Origin of the sequence: Leptospira idonii, assembly GCF_004770995.1 — a bacterium.
GTDB lineage: Bacteria > Spirochaetota > Leptospiria > Leptospirales > Leptospiraceae > Leptospira_A > Leptospira_A idonii.
Window position 1 is genome coordinate 1 of the sequence record NZ_RQHW01000028.1, and the last position, 24,255, is coordinate 24,255.

Sequence of the window (24,255 nt, forward strand, 5' to 3'; positions counted from 1 at the left end):
CCCCCGTACGCCTATCAAGCATTAAGTGTTGATCCGACCACCTGCTTCGTATCATGTGGGGGAATATGAATTCTCTTACATACGTATTGTCCCATTTTTCCTATTTGAATTATGTTGCTTTGGATCAGGAAAAGCGAATTCGCGCCTTAGGAGGGGAGGATCTGTCTGATTGGGGAGTCCGTCCCGAGGAACATTTAGGCCAACCTAAAGAAAAACTTTCTGTTCTGAAAAGCAGAGGCATCTCTGAGAAAATCAGGAAGGCCTATTCCGGGGAAACATACGAAAGAGAGATTCAGATTAAAAACCAAACCTTTCATTTGAAATTTTTTCCCTTCGAAAATAAGGAGAAAGGGGAACGATGGGCGGTTCTTACCGTATGTAAAAGGAAAGAGATTACTTGTAAGCCGATCGTCCAAACACAAACTCAGAACAATGTCATTCGATACGAAGAGCAGTTGTTTCGTGAAATTAGAGAAATTTTCGATTGGAGAGAAGAAATCAAATCGAAGACGAAACAAAGTTTATGGATGGATCGAGCCCTTCCTAATTTGAACACTTCTTTGATGCAGGGTTCAGGGTTAGGTGCTTTGATCTCCACGATCAATTCCTTACTGCGTCGTGCGGATGTTCAGGAAGAAAAAGTGGTCATTTCACTTTCCCATTTGAATTTATTGAAAGAGTCTTATCATTCCACAAAGAAGTTGGTTTCCACTCTTGCCAAGGCACAAAGAATTTTGGAAGATTCAATTGCTTCTTTGGAGACTGTGAGTCTGCAAGAACTTTATGATATGGTGGTCTCAGCGACGGAAGAATTGAGTGCGATGCTTCAGATTAAAAATCAGAAGATCATTCTTTCTTCGATTCCTTCTACAAAATCCTTTTCCTTAGAGATTCACAAAGAAGCCATGCGAACGGTGGTACGAGAAATCTTCATCAATGCGATGAAATACACTCCTTCGTTTCAGGATATTATCGTTCTTTTCATTCCTGTCCAAGGGAAAATTGCGGTGAAGTTCATCAATCCTTCCTCATATCCGGAAGTGGAACATTTGAATTTTCTGCATTCCGAAGAGGAAATTCTTTTCCAGCCTTTCTTTCGGCTGATTAAAGCAGTGGAAGAAGGGTATGAAATGGAAGAATTCGGTTTAGGTCTCGGCCTCCCCATTGTTAAAAAGTTAGTCGAAGATATGAAAGGGGAGGTTTATATGAATCTAGTGAAGACAAACATAACGGATGAAAACCGATTGGAAGTTTGTTTTACGATCGAACTTCCAATGAAGGGTTAAGCCCATTGGATCGCGACTTTTCCGAAATGTTTTCCGCTTTGCAGGTATTCGAATGCTTGAGGTACTTCTTCCCATGAGAAACTGCGGTCTACGACCGGAATGATTTTGTTATGTGAAATCGCTTGGTTCATTTTTTCGAAATCGTTTTTGCTTCCTACGATGACTCCTTGCACTTTCACTCCCTGCATCAGTATGGGATAAAGGGAAAGATTCGATTCTCCTCCTGCCAAAACACCGATCAGTGCGATGGTTCCGTAAGGACGCACGCACATCATGGATTTGGAAAGTGTTCCAGCTCCTCCCACCTCTACGATGAGGTCGGCTCCTTTTTTATCCGTATATTTTCTTACCTCTCTTTCCCAATTGGATTTTGTTGAATAATTGATCGTTTCATCCGCACCTAATTGTTTCGCTCTTTCTAATTTCTCCTCGCTTGAGGAGGTAATAATCACTTTGGCCCCCATTGTTTTGGCAAATTGAAGAGCAAATAACGAAACTCCTCCGGTTCCTAAACATAAAACGGAACTTCCCGGCTCGATCCCTCCGAAGCGTACGACTGCATTGTATGCGGTGAGTCCTGCACAGCCCAAAGTCGCAGCTTGTGCATCTGTTAGATGGTCAGGAGTTTTGACAAGACCTGATTCCGCAAAAACTCCGTATTCCGATAAACAACCGTCATTTGGCCCTCCTAGGGTAGTTCTTAAAGATTCCAGATCGGGGCTTCCGTCCATCCATCCTTGTGCGAATATAGGGAGGACTCTGTCTCCCTTTCTCCATTTTTGAACATTTTTACCGACAGACTCCACAATCCCTGCTCCATCGGAGCAGGGAACCAAAGGCAGCTTTTGTCTGGGATTGTACTTCCCGATGACCATAAGATAATCCCGATAATTAAGAGAAGTCGCTGTTAGGCGAACAAGAACTTCATTGTCCCCGATCATTTCGGGAACGGTTCGTTCGTTTTGTTTTAAGTTTTCCAAACCGAAACTATCTTTGATTTCCCAAACTCTATTTCTAATTGCCATTGTTTTGATCCCGGGTATAATAAACTGGTCAAAAGATTTTATATCGATGATACTTTGTCGAGAGAGTTTCTAGTCAGGAGGGATCTATTATGAAAGATTTTTGGAACGATAAGGTGGTTGTGATCACCGGTGCTTCCAGCGGGATAGGGGAAGCTCTTTTAAAAGAAACAAGTAGGTTTGTTTGTACGGTATTTGTTTTGGCAAGAAGAGCAAACGAAATAGAAGAACCTTCTTCCAAACATAAGGAATGTAAAATTATACCTATTGCAGTGGATTTGCAGGATTCATGTTCCGTTTCCGATGCATTAGAAATTCTTCATAGAGAAACGGAAGGGATCGATGTGCTTTTTAATAATGCGGGGATCACTGCTCACGGCCGCTTCGATGAATTATCGATGGAAGTATACAGAAAAACATTCGCTACTAATTTTTTCGGACCCATCCAACTCATCCAAGGTTTACTTCCTCAATTGAAGAAAAAGAAAGGAAGAGTAGTGACTACTTCCACAGTTTCTGCATTGTACGGAATTCCAGGTAGGGCCGCTTATTCATCTTCCAAATCCGCACTGCACGCAGCTTTGGAGGCGATGCGGATCGAACTGAGAGAAGAGGGAGTGGGATCTTCTCTTGTATGCGTACCTTATACGGAAACAGCCCTTCGTAAATCAGGATTAGATGCAAGTGGACAAATATTGGATGAGGGACAGGCGAAGGCGAAACTCAAAACTCCTGAAGAAGTGGCGTTGCTGCTTATGAAAACGGCAATGGATCGGGAGGCAAGGCTTGTGACTTTTGATAGATCCGGAAGGTTTGTAAAATGGATGAGAAATTTAGCTCCCGGCCTTTTGGAGAAAATTCTACATAAAAAGCTATACCACGATTTTAAAAACTGATTCATTGCGTCTAAGTCGGAAAAGAGGTTCCTTTGCACATCCCTGAAAGTTCGTATCTAACGGTTATTTTATTTGTATTTTCGTTTATGACATTGGTTTGGTTCTGGGGAAAATCCAGGAATAATTACGCAGTGATTGATGTGGGATGGGGACTCGTGATTGCGGGAATTTCCACAATCTTCTCTTGGTATGGGAAGGGAAACCTGTTTGCTAAGCTTGCCGTTTTGATTCCCATTTGGATTTGGGCCATTCGCCTTTCCGGGTTTCTCTATTGGACTCGCATTCGAACCGGCCATCCGGAGGACAAAAGATATGCAAACTTTCGTAAGAGCTACGGAAACAATGTGCATAGAAAGTTCTTTACCAACGTTTTTTTACTCCAGGGTTTTTTAGCGCTTTTTCTTTCTTTTCCTGCTTGGGTGGCTTCGGCCGGGGAACTTTCCTTAGATTCAGAGATTCCTATTTCCTTGTTTGCAGGATGGATTTTATTTCTGGTCGGTTTGGCAGGAGAGACTATTGCGGACAAACAACTTCATTCCTTTTTGTCGGATCCGAGCCAGCGAGGAAAGGTATGTGAAGTTGGCCTTTGGAAATACACCCGCCACCCGAACTATTTTTTCGAATGGGTGATTTGGCTGGGGATAGGTATTCTTCCTTTGGGGTTCTTCGGACTTGCTTCCTTAGGATGGGTTTCTATGATCACTCCTTTATTTATGTTCGTATTACTTCGGTTTGTTTCCGGAGTTCCTTTTGCGGAAAGATCTTCTCTTTTGTCAAAAGGAGATTCTTTTCGGGAATATCAAAAAAAGACGAACGCATTTTTCCCTTGGTTTCGTGGATCGGGAGAAAGTTCTTTTTCTTTGAACTCTCTTTTGGAGAAAGATATATTCCCCGATTGGCTCATTCGAATCCGCATCAGACAGTTATTGGATCTGCGATTGAAGCAAGAGACAAAAGAAAACGAAGAACTTCAACTTGCACATAAGATTGATTATGTGAACGAGCTAAAACAGTCTCCAATCGCCGTTCATACGAAGGCTGCTAATGAGCAGCATTATGAGGTCCCCAGTGAATTTTTCACTTATGTGATGGGACCGAGAATGAAGTATTCTTCCGGTTATTGGCCACTGGGGGATCAGACGAACTTTGCCGAGTCAGAAGAGGCAATGTTGCGATTGAGTTTGGAGAGAGCAGAGCTGCAGGATGGAATGACGGTTTTGGATTTAGGGTGCGGATGGGGATCCATTTCCTTGTATGTGGCCGAAAAATTTCCCAAATGTAAAGTGACTGGAGTTTCCAATTCCAAAACTCAAAAGCTATTTATCGAAGCCAGAGCTAAAGAAAGAGGTCTGAAAAACATAACAATCCTCACTCAGGATATGAATGAGTTTACCATCCGGGAAAAATTCGACCGCATCATTTCCGTGGAGATGCTGGAGCATATGAAAAACTACGAGAAGTTATTCGAGAAGCTTGCGAAGTTTTTGAAAGAGGATGGAAAATTTTTCGTACACATATTCACTCATAAAAAATTCGCATATCCTTTCGAAGTGGTGGATGATACGGACTGGATGGCGAAATATTTTTTCACGGGAGGACAGATGCCTTCCGACGATTTGTTTTTATATTTCCAAAAAGACTTTCTAATCGAGAATCACTGGATCGTCAACGGGACACATTATGCTCGTACGAGTGAAGCTTGGTACGAGAATCTTTTGAAACATAAAGATAAGGTATTGGAGATTTTGAAAGATACTTACGGCGAGAAAGAGAAAACCAAATGGTTTGTGTATTGGAAAGTTTTCTTTCTCGCCTGTGCAGAATTATGGGCGTATCGAAACGGGGAAGAGTGGCTTGTGAGCCACTATTTGTTTCGAAAACGATGAGGTTTTGTTCCGCCTTTAGAGCCGGATCCGCCATCTTTGCCGCTGCGGCCTGATCCGGAAGAGGATTCTCTTCTTCCTTCTCCTCTGTAGGAGGATGAGGAAGAAGAATTGGAACTATTGGATCTTCCTCCTCCTCTTCTTCTGTCTCCGCCACCGCTTCCTCTTTTTTTGCTAGGAGGAGGGGTTTCGTTCCATTCAGAAGGATGTTTTCCTATCTTTTCAGGTCCGCTGATTTTTACTTTATCCAAGATTTGAGAAAGTATCTTTAAAGAAACGGCTTCCTTACCTTCTTTTTCACAAAGTGTTTGGAATAAAGCTTCCGCATCCGCGTGGATTTCCGTTTCTAAAATTTTTGTAAGAAAATCTTGATGTCTTCTTGCCTGAACTTCTTTTTTCGTAGGAAGAGCGGCAAAAGTAAGTTCCGTTCCTGAAGTTCCTTTCAAACGAAGGAGGGCTCTGGATTCTCTTGTAGTAACAAAAGTTACTGCTTTCCCGGATTTTCCCGCACGACCTGTTCTTCCGATTCTATGAGTGTAACTTTCGCTGTCGAAAGGAAGATGGAAGTTGATCACTAAGGAAAGATCTTTCACATCCAATCCTCTTGCTGCCACATCTGTAGCGACTAAGATTTTAATCCTTCCGTCATGAAGACTTTTTAGAACGGATTCTCTTTGTTTTTGGCTCAAATCCCCGTGAAGGGCTTCCACCGCATAACCTTTAAATCCTAGATTCGTTTTTAAATCGTCCGCTTCTTTTTTTGTTTTGGTGAAGATGATCGCTTTGAAAGGATTTTCGTAATCTAATACTCGTACTACGGCGTTGTCTCTTTCTTGTTCGTCGATTACGTAATAAACCTGTTCGATGTTTTTGGAAGATTTTTCCGTTGCTGCAATTTTTACGTGAGCAGGATGATCTAAATAGCGACTCGCCAGTTTTTTGATCGCATCCGGCATAGTTGCAGAAAAGAGAAGGGTTTGTCTTTCTTCCGGTAGAAATCCGAATATGGATTCGATATCTTCTAAAAATCCCATATCCAACATTTCATCTGCTTCATCCAGGACGACCATGGTCGGTTTGAAATTTTTAAGTTCTTTTCCTTTGAGTAGATCAAGGAGTCTGCCTGGAGTGGCTACTGCAACTTGTGCACCTTTTGTCACTTGGGAGATCTGTTTGGAGTAGGAGGCTCCACCGTAGATGGTTGTTGTTTTGATTCCGAGATTTTTACCTAATCGGTAGAGTTCATCTGATACTTGCAAGGCTAACTCTCTGGTAGGAGTCAATACTAGAACTTGCATCCCCTCTTTGATTTCGATGCGATTGAGGCAGGGGAGTCCATAGGCAGCAGTTTTTCCCGTGCCTGTCTGTGCTTGTGCGATAAGGTCTTTTCCTTCTAGGACGAGAGGCATTGCTTGCCTTTGGATGGGACTTGGAGTCTGAAAGCCAGCTTCAGCAATCCCCGAAAGGAGCTCCGGACGGAATCCAAAAGATTGGAAATCGTTTCCTGGCTCGGTGTGGTTTGTAGTCATGGAAATAGGATACGATAAAAAAAGGCCTTTTAAAAGAAAGGGAAAAAACCAAAAAAGAAGCGGCCGGGTGTCTAATGAGAAATGGAATATTTACCTCCTCAGAAGACCAAAGCCCGCTCGTTTCTCGCAATTTTGTTCCTTATTCTGTCTTTTGGACTCTCTTGCGGAATCATTGCCGTGGGAAAGACCGAAACAGCCACATTCGCAGGAGGGTGTTTTTGGTGTATGGAGCCTCCCTTTGAAAATTTACCGGGGGTGGTGAGTGTCGTTTCCGGTTATACGGGAGGCAAAGAGAAAAATCCCAGTTATGAAGAAGTATCCAGCGGATTTACCGGTCATGCGGAAGCGATACAAGTCCATTTCGACCCTAAACAAATCTCTTACGACCGATTGGTTTTTATTTTTTGGAGGAATATTGATCCTACCGATCCGGATGGCCAGTTCGTGGATAGGGGCAGTCAGTATAGGACGGGGATTTTTTATCATTCGGCAGAACAAAGAAAGATCGCCGAGGCCTCTAAGGCAGAATTGGAAAAATCGAAAAAATTTAAGAAGAAGATAGTTACGGAGATTCTTCCTTTAAGCGAGTTTTATCCAGCGGAAGATTACCATCAGGATTTTTATAAAAAAGATCCTTCACAATACAAGCGTTATCGATCAGGTTCGGGTAGAGATCAGTTCATCGAATCAGTTTGGGGAAAAGAAAAAAACGTTTCTTATCAAAAGCCTTCTTTGCAGGAGATACGAAAAAAATTGACTACGTTGCAGTTCCAAGTGACCCAAGAGGAAGGAACAGAGCCTGCTTTCGATAACGAATATTGGGATCATCATAGGGAAGGGATTTATGTGGATCGAGTGACCGGCGAACCTTTGTTTAGTTCTAAGGATAAATTCGATTCAGGTACGGGCTGGCCGAGTTTTTCAAGGCCGATTGCTGCGAACAAACAATATATTGTGGTTCGGACGGATCGTTCTTATGGAATGGTTAGGGAAGAAGTCAGAAGTTTAGTCGGGGATTCTCATTTGGGCCATGTATTTTCGGACGGGCCGCAGCCTACAGGGCTGCGGTATTGTATTAATTCAGCCGCTTTGAAGTTCATCTCTAAGTCGGATTTGGAAAAAGAAGGATACGAAGAGTTTTCTTATTTATTCTTTAAGCCCAAAGATTGAGTAGAAACTCTTCATCTTTTCTAAGGGAAATCAATTTATATTTGAGTTCGTGGATTTCTTCCCGGTTGATTTCTCTTTTCCAACGAGCATCTTTCTTTAGTTTTTGCAACTGAGCTTGTACCAGTAAAAGTTCCAAGACCGTTTCATCGATTTCAGAAGAATAGAGCTGAGTGAAAAGGGGATAGATCTGGCTTGGGATGTCCATCATCAATAGCTCAGGCAAAGAAAGATCGTCTATATTTTTGATAGCCCATATATGCAATGTTAACGTACAGATTCTTTCTAATTGGGAGATTTCATCTTTGATTGATTTGGATGTTTGTTGTTTGAAGAACCGAATTCTTTTATCCAGATAATGAGAAAGATCTTTTTTGGAAATTATTTGGTTACGAAATCGTTTCCATTCGGTTTGCAGATCTTCCCAAATTCCTTCTCCGAAAAAAACGGAAGCATTTTCTAGAAGTTGGATCGATCCTGGTTCGTGGATTTTGAATCTGTGCTTGAGAGAATCCGAATCACCAGCGATCATATTGACAGGAGCAACTACTTCCAGTTTGCTGAGAGCCTTTGCAATGGAATCAACGAAGCTTGCTTTCATTTGATCGGTAGAGTGAGCGAGCAGATAAAAATTTAAATCGGAGTCTTCGTTGAAATCTCCCCGCTCTCTCGATCCGTAAAAAAGGACTTGAAAGGGCTTATGAGAATTCACTAATTCTAAATCATCTAAAACCTGAGCGTAGAGAGATGGATTTAAGGCTTCGTATTCTATCATGCGGTTGCTGCGGCTCATTCAAAAAATAATTTCATTCGGGAAAGGTTTTCTAGGATGGCTTTGAAGGCGCGATCCCGTTCCTCTTGGCCGGGGAAAGGTAGTGATTTTACGTTATTGAGGTCTTGGTAGATGATTTCGATCGTAGGTTGGGAGGCATTTTTTTTGATTGATGCAATGTAATCCAAGTTGATTACTTCTGACTCACCTAATTTTAACCACATATCGATTTGTTTGGGGAAACTATTCTAAGTTTCACGGGTCAGCCGGATTTGACCAATCTTTTTTTTGGGTTCAATTCTCCTTCGGAATGAGAAAAATTTCAGTCTGGATGGGGATAAACTACCTTTTTATTTACCTAAACAGATTTGTATGGAAATAATTGATGCCAGTGAATTTAAGAATTATGAATACATTCGTAAGCGAATTTCTGAGGAATTTCCGGCTGAGTCGAAATATGAAATGTATTCACCTTTAAAGGCTGAGATTACAATCACATCCTTTTTAGTGTCGGACGAATTTGATTGGAAAGAAGAAAATCAGCGTATTTCCGGTACTACTATTTTGCGTAATTTATTGGAAGAATGCGCTTATTTTCTATATCATGGTTGCATTCCTGCTAAGAGAATGAAGTTAGCTAAATCGTATCAGAAAGTAAGGCCAGGATTTTCTTTGAGAAAGATTAGTTGTCGGGTTGAGAATAAGACTTTGGTGGAAATGGATTTTCTTGCAGGGGCTTTGGGAGTTTCAAGAAGTCATTTTTTAGCCATGATGTTGCGATGGCGGGACATGGGTTGGTTGGATATGGTGCGCGAGTTTGGTATTGTAAGAGGTACTACAACAATCAAAAGACTCACCTTCAACCAAGAATTCGTATCCCGGCCGAGTCCTAACGTCCGTTTTATCGTATCTCAGGATGCAAATTCATCCTAAAATAGCTCCAAGTTCTGGGTTACATGCTTATGCATTGCTGGTGGGATAGAATTCTCTCCATCGCCTTCTTTGAGTAAGAATTCAGTTTCTACGACTAGTAGAAATCCATTATAGATTCCTTCCCAGCGGCAATACACATTGCCTTTGGGCAAGATTTTTGTTTGTACGGCGCTTCGGCGTCCTTTCCATTGGAAATAAGTTATTTTTACTTCTCCGGTGCTCGTATTTTGAAGATAAGGGAATACTCTTTGGTTGTCTTGGTTCGTTGATGAGATTCTAACCCAAAGCGGATCTTCTGAATTTTGAATGCTTTGATTGATTCCTGTTTTTTCAGTGTATCTAATCAGATACGTGACTCCGCTTTCATGTAAATTTCCTGACTCGATGATGACAAATGGATCTTTGGGTGACCAGACTGCGTCGTATGTAATTCGAAGCTTTTTTGGTTCCTCTGGAATTTGTTTAGTCGGGGCAATTTGAGTAGATGTTTCTTCTGAACTCTTGAGTTTACTCTTAGAGTCTCCCGTAGAGCTACAGTTATAAGGAAATAAAAGAAATAAGAATATCAGGATTTTGTAAATTAATGCAGCTTTTTTTGCAGCGCAAGCCCAATCAATGTCTGACTTCATATCTATCTCCATTGTAGTTTTGAAATATATAACTTGTTCCTTTTTTTTCTAATAGGTAGTCCGGGCTCAATAAAACTTTGCCTCCTCCTCCTGTTAGGTCTTTTACATAATTGGGGATAGTTAGTCCTGAATGTCTCCCTCGTAGAGCAAACATCAGTCGAATCCCTTCTTCAATGGGAACTACGAATTCGGAACTACCGAAAACTTCATCACATTGATGCAGATAATAAGGTTTGATCCCGAATTTTATCAATTTGTAATTGAGTTCGGAGAGAACATTTAAATCGTCGTTCACTCCTCGTAAAAGAACTGTTTGATTGTGAACGGATACGTGACCTATTTTGACAAGTCGTTCCACCGCTAATCGAGCCTCTTCCGTCAGCTCCTTCGGATGATTAAAGTGTGTAACTAAATACATCGGAAAGTATTTTCCTAAAATTTCGCAGAGAGATTCCGTAATCCGCATCGGTAGAGTGACCGGATGCCTTGTGTGAATCCTGACATGATTGATATGCTCGATGGATTTGAGCTTTCCTAAAAGATAATCGATGTTTGCATCCGAGAGTGTGAATGGATCTCCACCGGATAAAATGACTTCTTTTATTTCCTTATGGGTCTTGAAATAATTTAATGCCTCTTCCCATTCCTTACGATTAGGAGTCTCTTCCGGGCTGGATACTTTTCTTTTTCTTGTACAGAATCTACAATAGACGGCGCACACATGAGAGATATACCAAATCGCCCGATCAGGATATCTATGTGTGACTCCTTTCACTGGCATAAATTTTTGTTCTGCGAGCGGGTCTTCTTTTTCGTTCGGCTGTTGTATCAATTCCCCCGCTCGCGGAATCACTTGTTTACGAATCGGGCAAAAAGGATTCTTAGGATCGATCAATTGAAAATAATACGGGGTGACTGAAAAGGAAAATCGATCCTGGGCCGCTGTAAAACTAGCTTCTTCTTCCGGGGTTAACTCAATCGATTTCTGAACTGTGGCAAGTTCCGTAATTCGATTCTGCAACTGCCATTTCCAATCGTCCCAACTCATGCGCTAATGACCATACTTCGGTTGACACTTAGGCAAGTCCCTCGGATTTTGTTTACGAGCATTGAAATTATGACATTAGGCATCACCGAAGTTAAAAAAGGAATGATCCTCAAGATCGAAAATGAGCTTTATTCCGTAGTCAAATCCGAGTTCGTCAACCCAGGAAAAGGTTCCGCCTTCATCCGCACGAAATTAAAAAACATCATCAGAGATTCTTCCATTGAACGCACCTTCAAAGCGGCAGAGAAATTGGAAAGCGTAGATCTTGAAAAAAGAAAAATGCAATTCTGTTACTCAGACGGGGATCAAATCATCTTCATGGATGTAAACGATTACGAACAAATCCCTGTCTCCAAAGATTATGTGGAAGACATCCTTCCGTTTATGAAAGAGGAAACTCAAGTAGAAGTATCCTTCTATGAAGAAAGACCGATCGGAGTAACTCCTCCTAACTTCGCAGTTTTAGAAGTTACTTATGCGGAAGACGGTCTCAAAGGAGACACAACAGGTCTTGCATTGAAAAGAGTCACTGTTGAGACAGGCGGAGAAGTGAATGTTCCTATCTTTATCAAACAAGGCGACTTTGTAAAGATCGACTTGCGAGATCTGACTTACGTAGAGAGAGTCAATAAATAGGATTGGATGAGAAGGATCAGTCATCGATTCGAGAGTTAGTTCGACTTTCGAAAATTTATTATGACCGGCAGTGGATGTTTGCTACTGCCGGAAATCTTTCCGTAAAATCAAATTTAGAAAATTCTTTCTGGATCACTGCATCCGGAAAACACAAAGGGCATTTGACTGAAGATGATTTTGTCAGAACTTCCATCTTTGGCTTAGAATTGCTTGAATCCTCCCAAGGAAACAAAGCATCTGCGGAAACTTCCATTCATGCGAGTATCTACCGATTTCAAAAGAAAGCAAATGCAGCACTGCACGTACATACATTAGATTCCAACTTACTGTCTTTTCATACCACTCAAACAGAAAGATTCAAACTGGTTCCTATCCCTCCCATCGAAATCATTAAAGCATTTGGAATTTGGGAGGAAAGACCCAATTTACAAATGGCTGTTTTTTATAATTTCGGGAATGTGAAACAAATTGCGGAATCTATCGAGCGATTCTTTGAAACACATCCTGACTATCCTCTTCCTTTTGTATTGGTAGAAGAACATGGCCCTACGGTTTGGGGAAATTCAATCCAAGATGCCAACCGTCACTTGGAAGCGGTTTCATTCTTATTTCAAGTTATGACCAGATCCAAATGAAACATCGTAAGATTTTTATTTTCGGAGCCGGTTCGGGGCTAGGTGAGGGACTTTTACTGGAATTCCAACAACGAAACCATATAGATCCGAAAGATTCCTCCGTTGCGGTAGTCGATGTTTATGGGTTCTCTAGATCCGGAAAAGGCTCTATTTCAAACTGGCAATCGGGAACCAATCATCGATTTGATCTGACTTTGGAGGATGAAATTGAATCGTTTCGAAAATCGTGGGAAACGCAATGTTCCGAATGGAAACAAAATCCCGGCTGGGAGCATACGCAAATCATCGTATATTTTGCGCAAGGTGACGGACTTTTTTCCCCCTTGGAAGAACTAAATCTTCTTGAAATTCAGAAACATTTTAGTTTGAATCTATTCTCTTCTATGAGAGTTTTACAAATCATGAGTGACGGATTGAAACAAATGAGTTCTTCTTCGGTCGTGTTTTTGTCTTCTACCGCAGCTAAATTCGGCTTTCCCAATTCTACTGCATATTGTGCTTCCAAACATGCAGTATCCGGGCTTGCCAAATCCCTTAGGGAAGAATGGAAACTTTGGGGAGTCAAAGTCATCAATGCATATTTAGGTGCTATCGCTACTCCTATCTGGGACGATCGTCCTGAATTCTCCAAATCCGATATGGTGACACTGGAAGATGCCTCTCGTTTTTTAGCCGAACTTTCCGATCTACCCGACTCTGTTTATCTAGATGAAGTATACATCACTCCTAAAAAGGGGGTTTTGTAAGTGGAAGTCCCCGAATCGATTGTAATCCTAACAGGTGGTAGTGGAGGGATCGGAAGAGAAATCGTAAGATCTCTCGTTCTTTCCGGTTTTTCCGTTTGGAACTTGGATAAAGTCAGACCGGAGACCCCCGTGCTTCAGGAGACCTATCGTGAGATCGATCTCGCCGAACCTTTGTTTGTATTAGAAAGATCTCTTACTAAAATCATTTCAGAGGCTAGACAAAGCGGCGAGATCTACGGATTCGTCCATTGCGCCGGTTACGGCGGGCCATATCATAAGATCACAGATGTCTCTTTGGAAGAATGGCAGTCCATTTTCAGGATCAACGTCGATGCTATGTATCTTTTATCAAAACTTCTACTTCCTAAATTTAAGGAAAGCGGATTCGGAAGAATCGTATCCATCGCTTCTTCTCTTTCCGTAGTCGGTTCGTCCTTATCAGTCGCTTATTCTTCCTCGAAACATGCATTAGTTGGATTTGTGAGATCCGTAGCGGACGAATGGGGTGAATATGGAATTACCGCCAATTGCGTAAGTCCCGGATATGTGGATACTTCCATGGGCATCCAAGAAGATCAAGTGAGCGGACACAAACAGCAAATCATCTCTAAAACACCCGTTCGTCGGATCGCGGAACCTTCCGAAATTTCCAGAGTTGTGAACTTTCTGATGCAGAAAGAATCAGGATACATCACTGGTGCGAATTGGACCGTGGACGGCGGTCTCACTGCAATCTAAACATTTATGAGATTACATCCTCCTAAAGATGCCTTTCTCACAATTACGACTAAGGAGATGATCGGACGCGCCTCCGGAATCATCCTGCAAAAGGAAGCTTTGTCCATCATGAAGGCGGTCGAAGCCCACAGTACCAGGGAGAATTTCGAACACGGAGGATTGTTTCAGCCTACGGAAAGTGCGTTCGAGAAATTAAAAATTTCCATGGAAGTCGCCTTGGAGCATCTTTGGCAGATCATCGATTACGGAATCGCCACCCAACTCTTCGAGATCAGATACAACCTAACTACGAGCCAGTTGGATTTCATCCCTTTCGTTGTCTCCGTACCGGAAGGCATCCCTACGATGGAAGACGCATTCCATAGACTTTTGAAGAGGTCTTCCGATGCGGTCAAAAAATTCGCAACAGACAAACGAACATTAAATGATGAAGCGTGGAGATCGATCCTTCTTAAGATATCCGACCCTCATTTTATGGAAAATTTTACGGAAGGGGACGAAATCGATTCCTTACTCGATCCTAAATCGTTTCCTTATCCTCCGTCTTTAACCATGCTTCGCAAAGGCAAAGAACTCATCATAGAAGAGTTAGACTCCGAAGTCAAATTGGTAGTGATTCCCCATATTGGAATTTATTCGTTACTTGACAATCAGGCTCAGAATTTCCTTAACATCGCATACGAATTGTTCGTAGCAAAAATCGAACCTTTGGCTAAGTCTTTCGATATGGGATTGAGAGATCGGATCGAAGAGATGAACCTTGAAATAAAGGAAACTTTGTCTTCTTCCGATATAAACGAAATCGAGCTCATCCGAAAAAGAATGGATATCTATCTCGCATACGAACCCATTCTGAAGGAAAAAGGTTATTATCGTATCGTAAAAGTAATACGTAAGTTATGTGATGTCGCTTTTAAAACTTACGAATCTGATAAGAAGGTGGAATTAGATAAACTTCTGCGTGTTTATTTGACGATGTTGGAAAGTTCGTTCGACTTCGACTCCAGACTTCTTAGGATCAACCTGGAAAAAGACAGCAAAAACGATATGGTGATCATCGACCAACTTCGTAAAAATCCAAAAGTGCTTTCTGCTGAGTGGCATGATGCGGATGCAAAGATGGCGATTTTCACTTTGAAACTGGTTTCCAGCATCAAGGAAATCAATTCTTTGATCTATGAGAATTATAGATTTACCACCGAACACATTCTTTATTTAAAAGCAATCGTCGAAGCGAATGAATCAGAAATTAAATCCGTATTCAAAGACGAAGAGTTTCTGAAACTTTACGGTAGAAACCTACAAGCAGTTTATTTCAAATATATCCCTTGGTTTTATAAACTTTTCTACTTTTTAGGGATCACTCCTCTGGTAAATAGCGGTTATGCGAAGGCAAAATCGATCCTTGTTTATTCTCAAATGGATCGACAGTTCTTATACGAAAAAAGAAAAGAAAATGCGATTCGTAAAAAAATCAAAGAGAAAGAGGAAAAGATAGAAAAAGATAAAAAAATCCAAAATAAAAGGGTGCTCGTACAGGCATTGGAAGAGGCTTTTTTTATCAAAGGAACCGTTCCTACCGTGGAATGGATCCAAGCCAATTATCCTATTTTTACTCTGGAAGTTTTAGAAAAGATGATTCCCGATTTCGCGTTCCACAAATTTCCTAATAAACCTTTGGCGGATGACTCGATACTTTCTTTTCCCGATGCTCCCGAGTTCGAGTTCAAAAACAAGCGACTCAAAGATTCTTTGAACAGATGGATTCGGGGAGAAGATCCGATCGCAGAGAATCTTGTCCCTAGATTGCTAGAGATCAGAAATACAATTCATTCGAAGATTTAACTAAGTCTGTCTTTTGGCGGAGCAGGGGCCATCCCAAAAGCAGACTCTTTGCGATTCCATTAAACACTAATTAGTGTTCAGCGTTAAAACCATCTTTTCAATCTGAAATACAACATCATGATCACTCCTGTGGCGAACATGACTCCTAATGTGAAATGATACCCATATTCCCAATCCAGAGTGGGGATATGTTTGAAATTCATCCCGAATATACCTGCAATCAAGGACATTGGCAGCATAATAGCCGTCATAATTGTGAGTATCTTCATGATTTCATTTGTTTTTCTGCTGGATAAGGCAACGTGAGCTTCTAGTGCGGAAGAGATCGATTCGATATTGCTGTCTACAAGTTCCAAGATGCGAATGGAATGGTCTCGAACGTCTCGAAAAAAAGCATCCGCATCGTCGCTGAAAAAGGAACTTTTGATTTTTTCCACATCCTCCAAAACCTCTTTATTCTGATTGATCCCTTTTTTCATATTTTGGAGATAACCTCTTAGGTTATAAACATTCGTTATATCTAAGCGATTCGCATGATTGAAGATTTGATTCTCGAAATGTTCGATTCGTTCTTCCAGTTTTTGTGCAATGGCTAGGGTGTGATCGGTCTCTACGTCCAGAATTTTATGAACGATGAATTCGTATCCTCTGGCAAGAAGTTTGTTATGTATTTTCCATTGTTCGATGAGATCCGCAATGGTTTCCCTGTAATCCAAGGTGATGGAAATAATCTGATTTGTAGTGAGGATGAAATTAAAATTGCGGGAGAGTAATTGGTTTTTATCGAATTGGTATCCTTTGAAAGTGAAGAATATATAATTGGGAAACTTTTCCAATTTGATCCTTCCGTTGGGATTCAGTATGTCTTCGATGGTCAACGGATGCACATTGTGTTTTTGAAGTAAAAAAGTAAGTTGCTCTTCGTTTTCGGCCGTTATATGAATCCATTGTTTCCCCTGCTTCGAAGTAGGCAATGGTTTATCGCAAACGATCTCTTCTTTCGAATTGGGAGTGAGTATGTAATTGAATATACTTGCCATTTTCTTTCAGTCTTTTTTGAAAAATTGATTTTGGATTTCTTTTACTTCCTGAGGGATGATTTCTATATATCCCAATTTTCTGTTCTTATAAGCTCCTGCAACTTCCAAAATAATTTCTTTCATCCTGCCGTATCTGGACAACAAAACATGGATTTTTTCCTTAGGCTGAAGTTGTTTTTCCAGCTTTTGGAGAAGGGAGGAATTCATTCTCTTTCCGTTGATGGCTACGATTTCATCTTCCAATTGGAGATCGGGGACGATCCCATCGTCTTTGTGGGAGATTTTTTGGACGAACAGATTTCCGTTTTTATCTTTGGTTTTGAATCTTAGATCCGCCACCCATTCCGATTCTATCTTTTGCAGCCCGATCCATTTCAGATATTCTTCTATAGGGATTCGTTTTGCGGTCGTTAAAAGGCCGTCGAATTCCTTTTTTAAATCGACCCCTGTGGCTTCTTTTGCAGTATCGAAGAACTCTTGTTTTGTGAACCCTCTTTGTTTCTCCAGATAATATCTTTTGTACAATAGAAGCATGATGTCTCGGAAGGATTTGGTTCCGTTCGTTTCCTTGAGAAGGAAGATCACCATACACAAAACCAAAGCGGCTCCTTTCGTATAATAAGACACATTAATATTGTGGCTGTTCCCGTTTCTTTTGTAATATTTAGTCCAAGCGGTAAAGGAAGATTCTTCCAAACTCATCCAATCTTCCGCATTCGTATCATCCAAGGACAATACGTCGTTCTGAATGCGGGAGAGGTATTCTTCTTTTGTGAGAAAACCCGCAAGATATAAGAAATGGATATCGTAAAAACTGGTCACTCCTTCCGCAATCCATAGTTCTTTTGTTAGGTTGGGAGATTGATAGTCGAAGGGGCCGAGTGCGACAGGACGGATTCTTTTTACATTCCAAAGATGAAAATATTCGTGTGATAAAAGTTCCAAAAGTCTTTTGTAATCTTCATCTTCATGAATCTGATCGGGACTGAAAAAGTTGATGCTGGACGCTTTGTGTTCCAACCCGCCGTAGGCGGGTTGGCTCAAATTCAATACAAAAAGATAATAAGAATTCGGGCAGGATTCCATCCATTCGATTTGTTTGGAAGTGATCTTCTGCAGATCGGAAGCGAGTTTTTCCTTAAAAGAATAGGGGACATTGCCTTCGATCAAAAGTTCATGTTCGCATTGATCGGAGCGGAATCGAATCGATGTTTGGTTTGTCAAATGAAACGGGGAATCGTACAATTCGTCGAAATCTTCCGCCAGATAATGATGGGGACCTTCCTTTCTCAAAGAAGTGAATGTATTTGCGAAAGTATTTTCCGTTTCAAATCGAACGGAAACGGCGGTTTGCAGATTTCCTTCCGGATACAAAAACAGTGCGGAAGGATTGATAAAACCGAATTCGGAGTCCAAATAATTGGTTCGAACGGAATAATCCTCGAAAGCATAAATAATATATTCGGCAACAAATGCCTGTTTATTGTTTTTGACTTTCCATCGGTTCAGATCGATTTGTTCCGATTTGACTTCCTCTTGAGTGAGCGGGTTATAGGAAATAAATTTATGTAGATGAGTGGAGTAGTCCCGAATCATATAAGAGCCGGGAGTCCAAGCGGGAAGTGCTAAAACAGTTTCTTCCGCATCCGTCTCCATTTGCAGTCTGACTTTGAAATAATGTTTATTGAGATCTTGAATTCCAACCGTAAAGGAGCAAGTCGGTATAGACTGTTTTTTTTCTTCCGTTGGAATTCTGTTTGTTTCTTTTTCCTTACCCATCAATTCACTAGTTTTGTTTATTTTTCCCAATTTGCCAAATGTTTTCTTGACATGGATTTCTCAGAGTACTAGAAAAGGTTAGCTAAGGTATAAGCAAAGGAGGTGGTCCATTTGGATAGTAGTTGTTACAACAAAGGAATTTTGACCCGCGAGGTGGCTGGGCAATAAAAGCCTAACAGCATTCGTTGCAAAACCGACCAGTCACAATCTTTCCAAGTTCCGAAAGTTGGTCTCTTTCGGGCAAATCGCAGTCGCTTGGAAAGATTTCTCCTTCTTCTAAAGTTTGAACTTCTGGAGAACATTCCCCAGCTTCGAGCTAATGCCTGTCATGCGATTTGAATTTTCAGTCATCATCGCCGCTTGATCGGACAAAATCTGAGAACCGTTCGAGATGTTCACAGTCATATTCGCCAATTCATCCGTAGCTCTTTTCTGTTCTTCCGTAGATTGTTGTATTGCTTGGACTAAAGCGGAAATTTCTTCGATCTCAGAATAGATCTGATTCGTTTTGGATTTTTGATCTTGGATCATAGGAATGATGTTTTTCGCCTTTTCGAAAATCACCGAAACTTCCTGAGTGATCTCTCTTAATACTGAAATTAATTTCTGAACTTGAGCGCCCCCTCTATCGATGGATTCGAGAGCACCTGCGGAAAGATGGTTGATCTGCGAGACCGATTCTGCCGCTTGAGAAGCCAATTTGGAAATTTCTTCCGCAACGACTGCGAATCCTCTTCCTGATTCTCCCGCTCTTGCCGCTTCGATGGCAGCATTTAATGCAAGTAAGCTGGTTTTTTCGGATATGCTGGAAATGACTTCGGAAAATTCAGTAATTGTTTGCGATTTTTCCTGGATTTCCTCGATGGCTTGGGAAGTGAGAGAAGCCATGTTTTTTCCTTCCTCCGCCTTTTGGTTGGCACCAACCGCAATGTTTCCGAACGCCTCAACTTCTCCTGTGATGTTTTGCACTAAATCTTGGATTTTGACAAGAGAGATATGAATCGATTTCGTATTTTCCACGGCCTGTTTTACGTTTCCGTTGATGGTTTCGCTGGAAGCGTTTAATTCTTCTACTGTGGCGCTGGCCTCTTCCGAAGAAGCTGCTTGGGATTGAGCCAAATCGGAAAGTTCCAGAATCGAATTTTCCATTTGTTTCGTGGTTCCGGAAAGATCTCCTCCGGAAGTTTGCGCTACAGTGAGGATTTGTCGGATATTATCCGTCATGATACCTACGGATCGGACGAGTCTTCCCATCTCATCGTTTCTATTTTCCGTTAGGTGAGTCGTGAGGTCTCCTTTACTTGCTTTATCTGCGAAACGAAGAAGGTCTTGGAGACGGATGTCCACAAATCTGTGGAAGATCATATAATTGGCGACAACGCAGATAAAAATCCCTGCGGAACCTAAGAACAAGGAAAGCCAGAAAATGAATTCGATCTCTTTTGTGATGAGACCTAAAGGATAAGAAATGCGGATGGTCCAAGGTTTGACTCCCGCAACCAAACGAATGGGAGTGCTGATGTGGAGATAATCTCCTTCGATATAGATTCGTTTTTGATCCTCTAACATCGCCTGATTTACGTTAGGATCTAATTCGTTTTTCCATTCCACCGCTCCTTCTTCCGGATGAAATCCGTCGAAAAGAACGATTCCGTTGCTGGCAACGAATGTGATTTTTCCCTGTCCTTCGAACAGACGAATGGTTTTGAAATAAGCCTGAATGGTTTCCAGAGAGATGTCAGCTCCTGAAATCCCTATGAATTTATTTCCCTTTAACACAGGATAAACTAAAGAAACCATCATCACATCTTTTCCGTCTATTTTATAGCTAAAAGGAGGAAGAAGCTCCAGGCTTTGACTTTTTTTAGGAAGGAAATAAAATTCAGCACTTTCTTCCTCGTAACCGACCACAGGTTCTATGATGATTTTATCTCCCGATTTGACGGAATAGGGAATAAGTCTTCCCGTCCTGTCGTGATAGAGAGTGTTCTTGAAGCGTGCATCTTGTCCGTCAAATGCGTTCGGCTCGAAGATTACGTAAGTTCCCAGAATGGAATCATTGGAAGCGGTGAGCACGTTGAGAACTTTAAGAACTTCAGACCGATCCAAAATGCTTCCTTCTTCCAAAAGTTTTTTCATGATATAGGCTTCGTTCAAAGGACCGGAAAGATAGGCGCCCGCTTCCAAACTCATCTTTTCTGAGATGATTGTGAGAGTTTCTATCGCTTCCGATTTGGCATTGCGGTAAATGACGAAAGAAATCGTAGTTAGGATGATGCCGAGGGTCAGCAGAGTGAAAATAGATGTGCCTAAGGCTAACTTCTGTTTAATGGTCATAAATATATAAACTAAAGGGAAAAGTCAGAATAGAATAAATTTTTTCTCGAAAATCTCAAGAAATTTCTATACTTCCTTCCAGAAAATTCGATCAGGGAAATGACTCAATCCCAGTAAATTTCCGTCCGGATCTCTGAAGTAAAGAGTATAATCGGTCCTTCGTTCGATTCTTACCGTTTGGAAAAAAACTTCCCAATCGGGACGATCTTTTTCCTGAAAGGTGAACACAAGCGCCTTCGGGGCTTCTTTTTCTCCCGATTCGATCATAAGTAAAATATCTTCCGACCGGATCCAAACGGAGCGAAGAGATTCTCCTGTTTCCTCCTTATTTTCTCTTTCCAGGCGGCAACCGGGGATTTGGAGGTAGAATTGGGAAACGAAACGGACCGAATCGGTGCCGATGGCAATATGATGTATCATTTTTTTGTTTTCAAATCCCTTTCTTCGGGAGATTGTATCAAGAAAATACCATCCCTCGGAGTTTTTCATGAAAAAATTACTCGTTCTCGCTCTCTTTTTGGGCTTGTCTCTTACCAACTGTAAATCCAAGGTTTATACCCAAGAAGAATGCGATGCAGCTCTTTCTTCCGCTTTCGTTGCAATCGAAGAAGAAGCAAAAAAGAACCCTCAAGCAGCACCTCTTATCGCAGGTTTGCAACAAGGAAAAGTAAAAATGGTGGAGCAGTGCATGGAAGGTAAATTTGACCCGAATTGCATTAAAAATGCTCCTGGTCTAACAGGCATTATGGGTTGCGTTCGCAAATAATCCGATCTTTGCCGAAAGTGGCCTAGGAAGCTAGGTCACTTTTTCTCCCATCCTTCCTCTTCCAACATAAATCCTTCCGGTTCCAAATAACATCCATGCAATCGATACGGACCGTCTTCGTAAAAGAAGATCTTCTGTGCATATTGTTTTCCCTGTGCCAAACATCTTTTGCATAGGAAAGGTAAAATCGCCCAATCTTCACATTCTTCCGGACGAAATGCAGGCCAAACTCTAAGAAGAGGTTTGGAAATTTCTTTTTCCGTTGCGATCAGGATCGAACCGTTTAGAAACAACAAAACCGAAAACAGAAGTGCAGCTTTCATTCAAATTAAGTATCGGGGAATTTGCGCATTTCCAGGATGGAAGAATGAAACGATTCTTCCAAGGAAGTGAAAAAGAATGGACCGGGGCAGCTTTGGTTTTGGTGGGAGCTCTTCTTTTTTCCGCAAAAGCGGTGGTGGTTAAATTGACCTACCAATACCCTTTGGGGGCGCTCACTTCTCTTTTCTTCCGAATGCTTTTCGCCTTTCCTTTTTTGGTTTGGATGGCCTATTCCGAAGGGAAAAAAGAGGGCCCTTCTTCTTTGTCTCGTAAGGAATGGTTTTCCGTCATTTTGATGGGAGTGGTGGGTTATTATCTGGCGAGCCTTTTCGATTTCGTGGGTCTGCAATACATCTCCGCAGGATTAGAAAGGATCATCCTGTTTATTTATCCTACCCTTGTGGTAATTCTTTCCTTCCTCTTTTTGAAAAAGAAAATTTATGCAACGGAAGTGTTTTCTCTTCTTCTGACTTATACTGGCGTGGGAATCGCCTTCAGTCAGGATATGAAATCATCTAACACTGAAAATGTGGCTTTAGGAGGGTTTTATATTTTGCTCTCTGCTTTGACCTATGCGATTTATTTGATGGGAAGCGGTTCCCTCATTCCTAAGTTAGGTGCTAAAAGATACACTGCTTGGGCTTTGGCCATTTCTTCCGTAGCGGTCTTCCTTCATTTTTTGATTTTAGGAAACTGGGAAGAATTAGTACAACCGCTAGGTTTTTATTTTTTAGCTTTTTTTATGGGGACAGTGAACACGGTTCTACCTGCGATTTTTGTTTCGGAAGGAATCAAAAGAGTTGGCTCTAAAGCAGCTGCGATCATCGGATCAGTCGGACCTATGTCAACTTTGTTCCTTGCTTACTGGTTTTTGGACGAAAAGATCACATTATTCCACACAATTGGCACGATTTTCGTCCTAATCGGTGTATTTTGGATCAGTTCTCGAAAAAAAGAAAAACTCCAGGATGTTTAGGAAAGAAATTATTCTTTCAATTGTTGATCGAATGTAGAGGATACTGTAGTGGAAAATATGAAACGGATTGTCATTTCACTCTTTTTTGTTTTCGGGTTTATCATTTCGAACCAAGAGCTTTCTGCTCAATTTACTTGTGAAGGTAGAGTTTGTTCCTATCTTCCTTCCAATATCACTAGTCCTTTCAACGATACTTATGCGAAATTTCAAACTCAATATTTGAATGAAGTGATGAAGACAAATACGGAAGCGGGCTTCCTTGCCAACATCGGAGCCAGCAATATAGGAACCGGAACCGTAAGACGCATTCAAATCGGAGCCAGCCTTTCTGCAGCGGGTTATAAAAAAGACGACATTCAAATCACAGGTACGGATTTAACACTCCCCAAACTTCCCAACGTGGGAGGATCCGTCGTTCCTTCCATCACCTTGGATATCAATCCCGGTTGGCTGCTTGGTTTTGACGACAGACATTGGTCCAGAAGATTCGGAATCTTTTTGCACGGAATGAATGTTGCAGTCAGCAAAAACCAATTGGAATCTCTCTCGAATAACAAGAATTATGAGGGAAGGATCACTGTTAAAAGTTACGGAGGGATGCTTCGTTACCAATTGGTGGAAAAAACGGGATTCTTACAAAACCTTTTCACTTGGGAAGGGATCAACATAGGTGCGGGACACCATGTTATGGATGAAAGATTCTCACTCAGTTACCTGGAAGGAAAAGCCGCCACGATCGAAATGAAAGGTGTTTCCGGGAAATGGGGCGGGGATACTAACTTCCATTATAATACGAAAGTGAGAACCACGAATGTGGACGTTCGAACAGGGATCGGTCTTTTCTGGGTCGCCAATCTAATCGTAGGTGGTGGGTACAGTTGGAACTCTGGAGACAGTGAAATTTCGCTCAGTAGAACAGGGCCTCTGCTTGTGAATACAAGTTTGGCAAACATAGTGGATATTCCCAGAGAATACCAAAGCCAAATCGATCCTGCACTTCTTTCCCAATCCCAATCGGGAGTCTTGGGACTGACGGTAAGCGGCAATGCAAGTTCCAAAAGAAAAATCGGCTATGGAGTCGTAGGATTGGAATTGGACATTTATCTAGTAAAAGTCGTTACAGAAGTGATCTACGGTGGTAAGGACTTGTACTCAGGGAATGTAGGAGTAAAACTCTCTTTTTAAACATTCTAAACAAAAATCAAACGGATTCGTAATTCGTTTTCTCAAAATTCCCTTTCCGAGAACTAGGAATGATCGGAAAGTGGAAT

At 41.5% G+C, this 24,255-nt stretch carries 24 protein-coding genes and 2 pseudogenes; 15 read left to right on the forward strand and 11 right to left on the reverse strand.

Annotated features, from left to right (window positions below; all coding sequences use genetic code 11):
* Nucleotides 1–65 precede the first annotated feature (65 nt).
* Complete coding sequence (locus EHS15_RS07060) at nt 66–1,286, forward strand: sensor histidine kinase (protein WP_167884180.1); 1,221 nt, start codon at nt 66–68, stop codon at nt 1,284–1,286.
* On the opposite strand, the gene EHS15_RS07065 is transcribed toward EHS15_RS07060, so the two are convergent.
* Nucleotides 1,283–2,311: a zinc-dependent alcohol dehydrogenase family protein gene (locus EHS15_RS07065; protein WP_135759860.1), complete on the reverse strand. Its 1,029-nt coding sequence runs from the start codon at nt 2,309–2,311 to the stop codon at nt 1,283–1,285. The genes EHS15_RS07060 and EHS15_RS07065 overlap by 4 nt on opposite strands.
* Nucleotides 2,312–2,397: 86 nt before the next feature.
* Between EHS15_RS07065 and EHS15_RS07070 the strand changes: the two genes are divergently transcribed.
* The 3 genes and pseudogenes from EHS15_RS07070 (at nt 2,398) to EHS15_RS07075 (ending at nt 5,090) form a co-directional block, all read left to right on the forward strand.
* Nucleotides 2,398–3,204 (forward strand): SDR family NAD(P)-dependent oxidoreductase, encoded by an 807-nt coding sequence (locus tag EHS15_RS07070; protein ID WP_135759861.1) that lies wholly within the window; start codon nt 2,398–2,400, stop codon nt 3,202–3,204.
* An 86-nt stretch (nt 3,205–3,290) separates the two neighbouring features.
* A pseudogene (locus EHS15_RS19335) lies at nt 3,291–3,956 on the forward strand (DUF1295 domain-containing protein); the annotation flags it as partial.
* Between the two features lie 108 nt (nt 3,957–4,064).
* Nucleotides 4,065–5,090 carry an SAM-dependent methyltransferase gene (locus tag EHS15_RS07075; RefSeq protein ID WP_246051977.1) on the forward strand — a complete coding sequence of 342 codons (1,026 nt, stop codon included), beginning with the start codon at nt 4,065–4,067 and terminating at the stop codon, nt 5,088–5,090.
* Here the strand turns inward: EHS15_RS07075 and EHS15_RS07080 are convergent.
* Nucleotides 5,069–6,616, reverse strand: coding sequence for a DEAD/DEAH box helicase (locus tag EHS15_RS07080; protein WP_135759862.1), 1,548 nt, complete (start codon nt 6,614–6,616; stop codon nt 5,069–5,071). The two genes, EHS15_RS07075 and EHS15_RS07080, sit on opposite strands and share 22 nt — an antisense overlap.
* An 81-nt stretch (nt 6,617–6,697) precedes the next feature.
* Here EHS15_RS07080 and msrA point away from each other — a divergent pair.
* A pseudogene (gene msrA / locus EHS15_RS19490) lies at nt 6,698–7,309 on the forward strand (peptide-methionine (S)-S-oxide reductase MsrA); the annotation flags it as partial.
* Between the two features lie 39 nt (nt 7,310–7,348).
* Nucleotides 7,349–7,786: a peptide-methionine (R)-S-oxide reductase MsrB gene (msrB, locus tag EHS15_RS19495; protein WP_425460634.1), complete on the forward strand. Its 438-nt coding sequence runs from the start codon at nt 7,349–7,351 to the stop codon at nt 7,784–7,786.
* Here msrB and EHS15_RS07090 read toward each other — a convergent pair.
* Nucleotides 7,770–8,576, reverse strand: coding sequence for a hypothetical protein (locus EHS15_RS07090; protein WP_246051927.1), 807 nt, complete (start codon nt 8,574–8,576; stop codon nt 7,770–7,772). The two genes, msrB and EHS15_RS07090, sit on opposite strands and share 17 nt — an antisense overlap.
* Nucleotides 8,573–8,779, reverse strand: a complete 207-nt coding sequence (locus EHS15_RS07095) for a hypothetical protein (RefSeq protein WP_135759864.1) — start codon at nt 8,777–8,779, stop codon at nt 8,573–8,575. Before EHS15_RS07095 ends, EHS15_RS07090 begins: the two co-directional genes overlap by 4 nt.
* Nucleotides 8,780–8,927: 148 nt before the next feature.
* Here EHS15_RS07095 and EHS15_RS07100 point away from each other — a divergent pair, with 148 nt between their 5' ends.
* Nucleotides 8,928–9,488, forward strand: a complete 561-nt coding sequence (locus tag EHS15_RS07100) for a DUF1564 family protein (protein ID WP_135759865.1) — start codon at nt 8,928–8,930, stop codon at nt 9,486–9,488.
* On the opposite strand, the gene EHS15_RS07105 is transcribed toward EHS15_RS07100, so the two are convergent.
* Nucleotides 9,485–10,117, reverse strand: coding sequence for a hypothetical protein (locus tag EHS15_RS07105; RefSeq protein WP_135759866.1), 633 nt, complete (start codon nt 10,115–10,117; stop codon nt 9,485–9,487). The genes EHS15_RS07100 and EHS15_RS07105 overlap by 4 nt on opposite strands.
* Nucleotides 10,101–11,165 (reverse strand): KamA family radical SAM protein, encoded by a 1,065-nt coding sequence (locus tag EHS15_RS07110; protein ID WP_135759867.1) that lies wholly within the window; start codon nt 11,163–11,165, stop codon nt 10,101–10,103. The genes EHS15_RS07105 and EHS15_RS07110 overlap by 17 nt, the downstream gene beginning before the upstream one ends.
* A 69-nt stretch (nt 11,166–11,234) precedes the next feature.
* On the opposite strand from EHS15_RS07110, the gene efp reads away from it, so the two are divergent.
* Genes efp through EHS15_RS07135 form a run of 5 tightly spaced genes read left to right on the forward strand, consistent with a single transcriptional unit; the run spans nt 11,235 to nt 15,765 of the window.
* A complete protein-coding gene (gene efp, locus EHS15_RS07115) occupies nt 11,235–11,801 on the forward strand; it encodes an elongation factor P (protein WP_135759868.1) in 567 nt (188 codons plus the stop codon).
* A 2-nt stretch (nt 11,802–11,803) separates the two neighbouring features.
* The gene (gene mtnB / locus EHS15_RS07120; protein WP_246051928.1) at nt 11,804–12,436 is read left to right on the forward strand and encodes a methylthioribulose 1-phosphate dehydratase; all 633 of its coding nucleotides are present in this window, start codon (nt 11,804–11,806) and stop codon (nt 12,434–12,436) included.
* Nucleotides 12,433–13,182 carry an SDR family oxidoreductase gene (locus EHS15_RS07125; protein WP_135759869.1) on the forward strand — a complete coding sequence of 250 codons (750 nt, stop codon included), beginning with the start codon at nt 12,433–12,435 and terminating at the stop codon, nt 13,180–13,182. The genes mtnB and EHS15_RS07125 overlap by 4 nt, the downstream gene beginning before the upstream one ends.
* The gene (locus tag EHS15_RS07130; RefSeq protein ID WP_135759870.1) at nt 13,183–13,920 is read left to right on the forward strand and encodes an SDR family NAD(P)-dependent oxidoreductase; all 738 of its coding nucleotides are present in this window, start codon (nt 13,183–13,185) and stop codon (nt 13,918–13,920) included. It begins immediately after the preceding gene.
* Between the two features lie 6 nt (nt 13,921–13,926).
* Nucleotides 13,927–15,765, forward strand: coding sequence for a hypothetical protein (locus EHS15_RS07135; protein ID WP_135759871.1), 1,839 nt, complete (start codon nt 13,927–13,929; stop codon nt 15,763–15,765).
* Nucleotides 15,766–15,848: 83 nt separating this feature from the next.
* Here EHS15_RS07135 and EHS15_RS07140 read toward each other — a convergent pair whose 3' ends face one another.
* The 4 genes from EHS15_RS07140 to EHS15_RS07155 form a co-directional block, all read right to left on the reverse strand.
* Complete coding sequence (locus EHS15_RS07140) at nt 15,849–16,805, reverse strand: magnesium transporter CorA family protein (protein ID WP_135759872.1); 957 nt, start codon at nt 16,803–16,805, stop codon at nt 15,849–15,851.
* Nucleotides 16,806–16,811: 6 nt separating this feature from the next.
* Entirely contained in the window at nt 16,812–18,614 is a 1,803-nt protein-coding gene (locus tag EHS15_RS07145) for a M61 family metallopeptidase (RefSeq protein ID WP_246051930.1), read from the reverse strand.
* A 246-nt stretch (nt 18,615–18,860) separates the two neighbouring features.
* The gene (locus tag EHS15_RS07150; RefSeq protein ID WP_135759873.1) at nt 18,861–20,921 is read right to left on the reverse strand and encodes a methyl-accepting chemotaxis protein; all 2,061 of its coding nucleotides are present in this window, start codon (nt 20,919–20,921) and stop codon (nt 18,861–18,863) included.
* A 66-nt stretch (nt 20,922–20,987) separates the two neighbouring features.
* Nucleotides 20,988–21,341, reverse strand: coding sequence for a VOC family protein (locus EHS15_RS07155; RefSeq protein WP_135759874.1), 354 nt, complete (start codon nt 21,339–21,341; stop codon nt 20,988–20,990).
* 67 nt (nt 21,342–21,408) lie between these two features.
* Here EHS15_RS07155 and EHS15_RS07160 point away from each other — a divergent pair, with 67 nt between their 5' ends.
* The gene (locus EHS15_RS07160) at nt 21,409–21,687 is read left to right on the forward strand and encodes a TIGR04454 family lipoprotein (protein WP_135759875.1); all 279 of its coding nucleotides are present in this window, start codon (nt 21,409–21,411) and stop codon (nt 21,685–21,687) included.
* A 35-nt stretch (nt 21,688–21,722) separates the two neighbouring features.
* Here the strand turns inward: EHS15_RS07160 and EHS15_RS07165 are convergent, their stop codons facing one another.
* A complete protein-coding gene (locus tag EHS15_RS07165) occupies nt 21,723–22,010 on the reverse strand; it encodes a hypothetical protein (RefSeq protein ID WP_135759876.1) in 288 nt (95 codons plus the stop codon).
* A 44-nt stretch (nt 22,011–22,054) separates the two neighbouring features.
* Here EHS15_RS07165 and EHS15_RS07170 point away from each other — a divergent pair, with 44 nt between their 5' ends.
* Both EHS15_RS07170 and EHS15_RS07175 read left to right on the forward strand, forming a co-directional pair.
* Nucleotides 22,055–22,984 carry a DMT family transporter gene (locus EHS15_RS07170; protein WP_135759877.1) on the forward strand — a complete coding sequence of 310 codons (930 nt, stop codon included), beginning with the start codon at nt 22,055–22,057 and terminating at the stop codon, nt 22,982–22,984.
* 57 nt (nt 22,985–23,041) lie between these two features.
* Complete coding sequence (locus tag EHS15_RS07175) at nt 23,042–24,169, forward strand: Lsa36 family surface (lipo)protein (RefSeq protein ID WP_135759878.1); 1,128 nt, start codon at nt 23,042–23,044, stop codon at nt 24,167–24,169.
* Nucleotides 24,170–24,255: the final 86 nt, after the last annotated feature.

Bases quoted from the DNA above. Each gene is read 5' to 3' on its own strand.
- EHS15_RS07060 (WP_167884180.1), top strand. From the start codon at position 66: ATGAATTCTCTTACATACGTATTGTCCCATTTTTCCTATTTGAATTAT.
- EHS15_RS07065 (WP_135759860.1), bottom strand. From the start codon at position 2,311: ATGGCAATTAGAAATAGAGTTTGGGAAATCAAAGATAGTTTCGGTTTG.
- EHS15_RS07080 (WP_135759862.1), bottom strand. From the start codon at position 6,616: ATGACTACAAACCACACCGAGCCAGGAAACGATTTCCAATCTTTTGGA.
- EHS15_RS07090 (WP_246051927.1), bottom strand. From the start codon at position 8,576: ATGAGCCGCAGCAACCGCATGATAGAATACGAAGCCTTAAATCCATCT.
- EHS15_RS07095 (WP_135759864.1), bottom strand. From the start codon at position 8,779: ATGTGGTTAAAATTAGGTGAGTCAGAAGTAATCAACTTGGATTACATT.
- EHS15_RS07100 (WP_135759865.1), top strand. From the start codon at position 8,928: ATGGAAATAATTGATGCCAGTGAATTTAAGAATTATGAATACATTCGT.
- EHS15_RS07105 (WP_135759866.1), bottom strand. From the start codon at position 10,117: ATGAAGTCAGACATTGATTGGGCTTGCGCTGCAAAAAAAGCTGCATTA.
- EHS15_RS07110 (WP_135759867.1), bottom strand. From the start codon at position 11,165: ATGAGTTGGGACGATTGGAAATGGCAGTTGCAGAATCGAATTACGGAA.
- efp (WP_135759868.1), top strand. From the start codon at position 11,235: ATGACATTAGGCATCACCGAAGTTAAAAAAGGAATGATCCTCAAGATC.
- EHS15_RS07125 (WP_135759869.1), top strand. From the start codon at position 12,433: ATGAAACATCGTAAGATTTTTATTTTCGGAGCCGGTTCGGGGCTAGGT.
- EHS15_RS07135 (WP_135759871.1), top strand. From the start codon at position 13,927: ATGAGATTACATCCTCCTAAAGATGCCTTTCTCACAATTACGACTAAG.
- EHS15_RS07140 (WP_135759872.1), bottom strand. From the start codon at position 16,805: ATGGCAAGTATATTCAATTACATACTCACTCCCAATTCGAAAGAAGAG.
- EHS15_RS07150 (WP_135759873.1), bottom strand. From the start codon at position 20,921: ATGACCATTAAACAGAAGTTAGCCTTAGGCACATCTATTTTCACTCTG.
- EHS15_RS07155 (WP_135759874.1), bottom strand. From the start codon at position 21,341: ATGATACATCATATTGCCATCGGCACCGATTCGGTCCGTTTCGTTTCC.
- EHS15_RS07160 (WP_135759875.1), top strand. From the start codon at position 21,409: ATGAAAAAATTACTCGTTCTCGCTCTCTTTTTGGGCTTGTCTCTTACC.
- EHS15_RS07165 (WP_135759876.1), bottom strand. From the start codon at position 22,010: ATGAAAGCTGCACTTCTGTTTTCGGTTTTGTTGTTTCTAAACGGTTCG.
- EHS15_RS07170 (WP_135759877.1), top strand. From the start codon at position 22,055: ATGAAACGATTCTTCCAAGGAAGTGAAAAAGAATGGACCGGGGCAGCT.
- EHS15_RS07175 (WP_135759878.1), top strand. From the start codon at position 23,042: ATGAAACGGATTGTCATTTCACTCTTTTTTGTTTTCGGGTTTATCATT.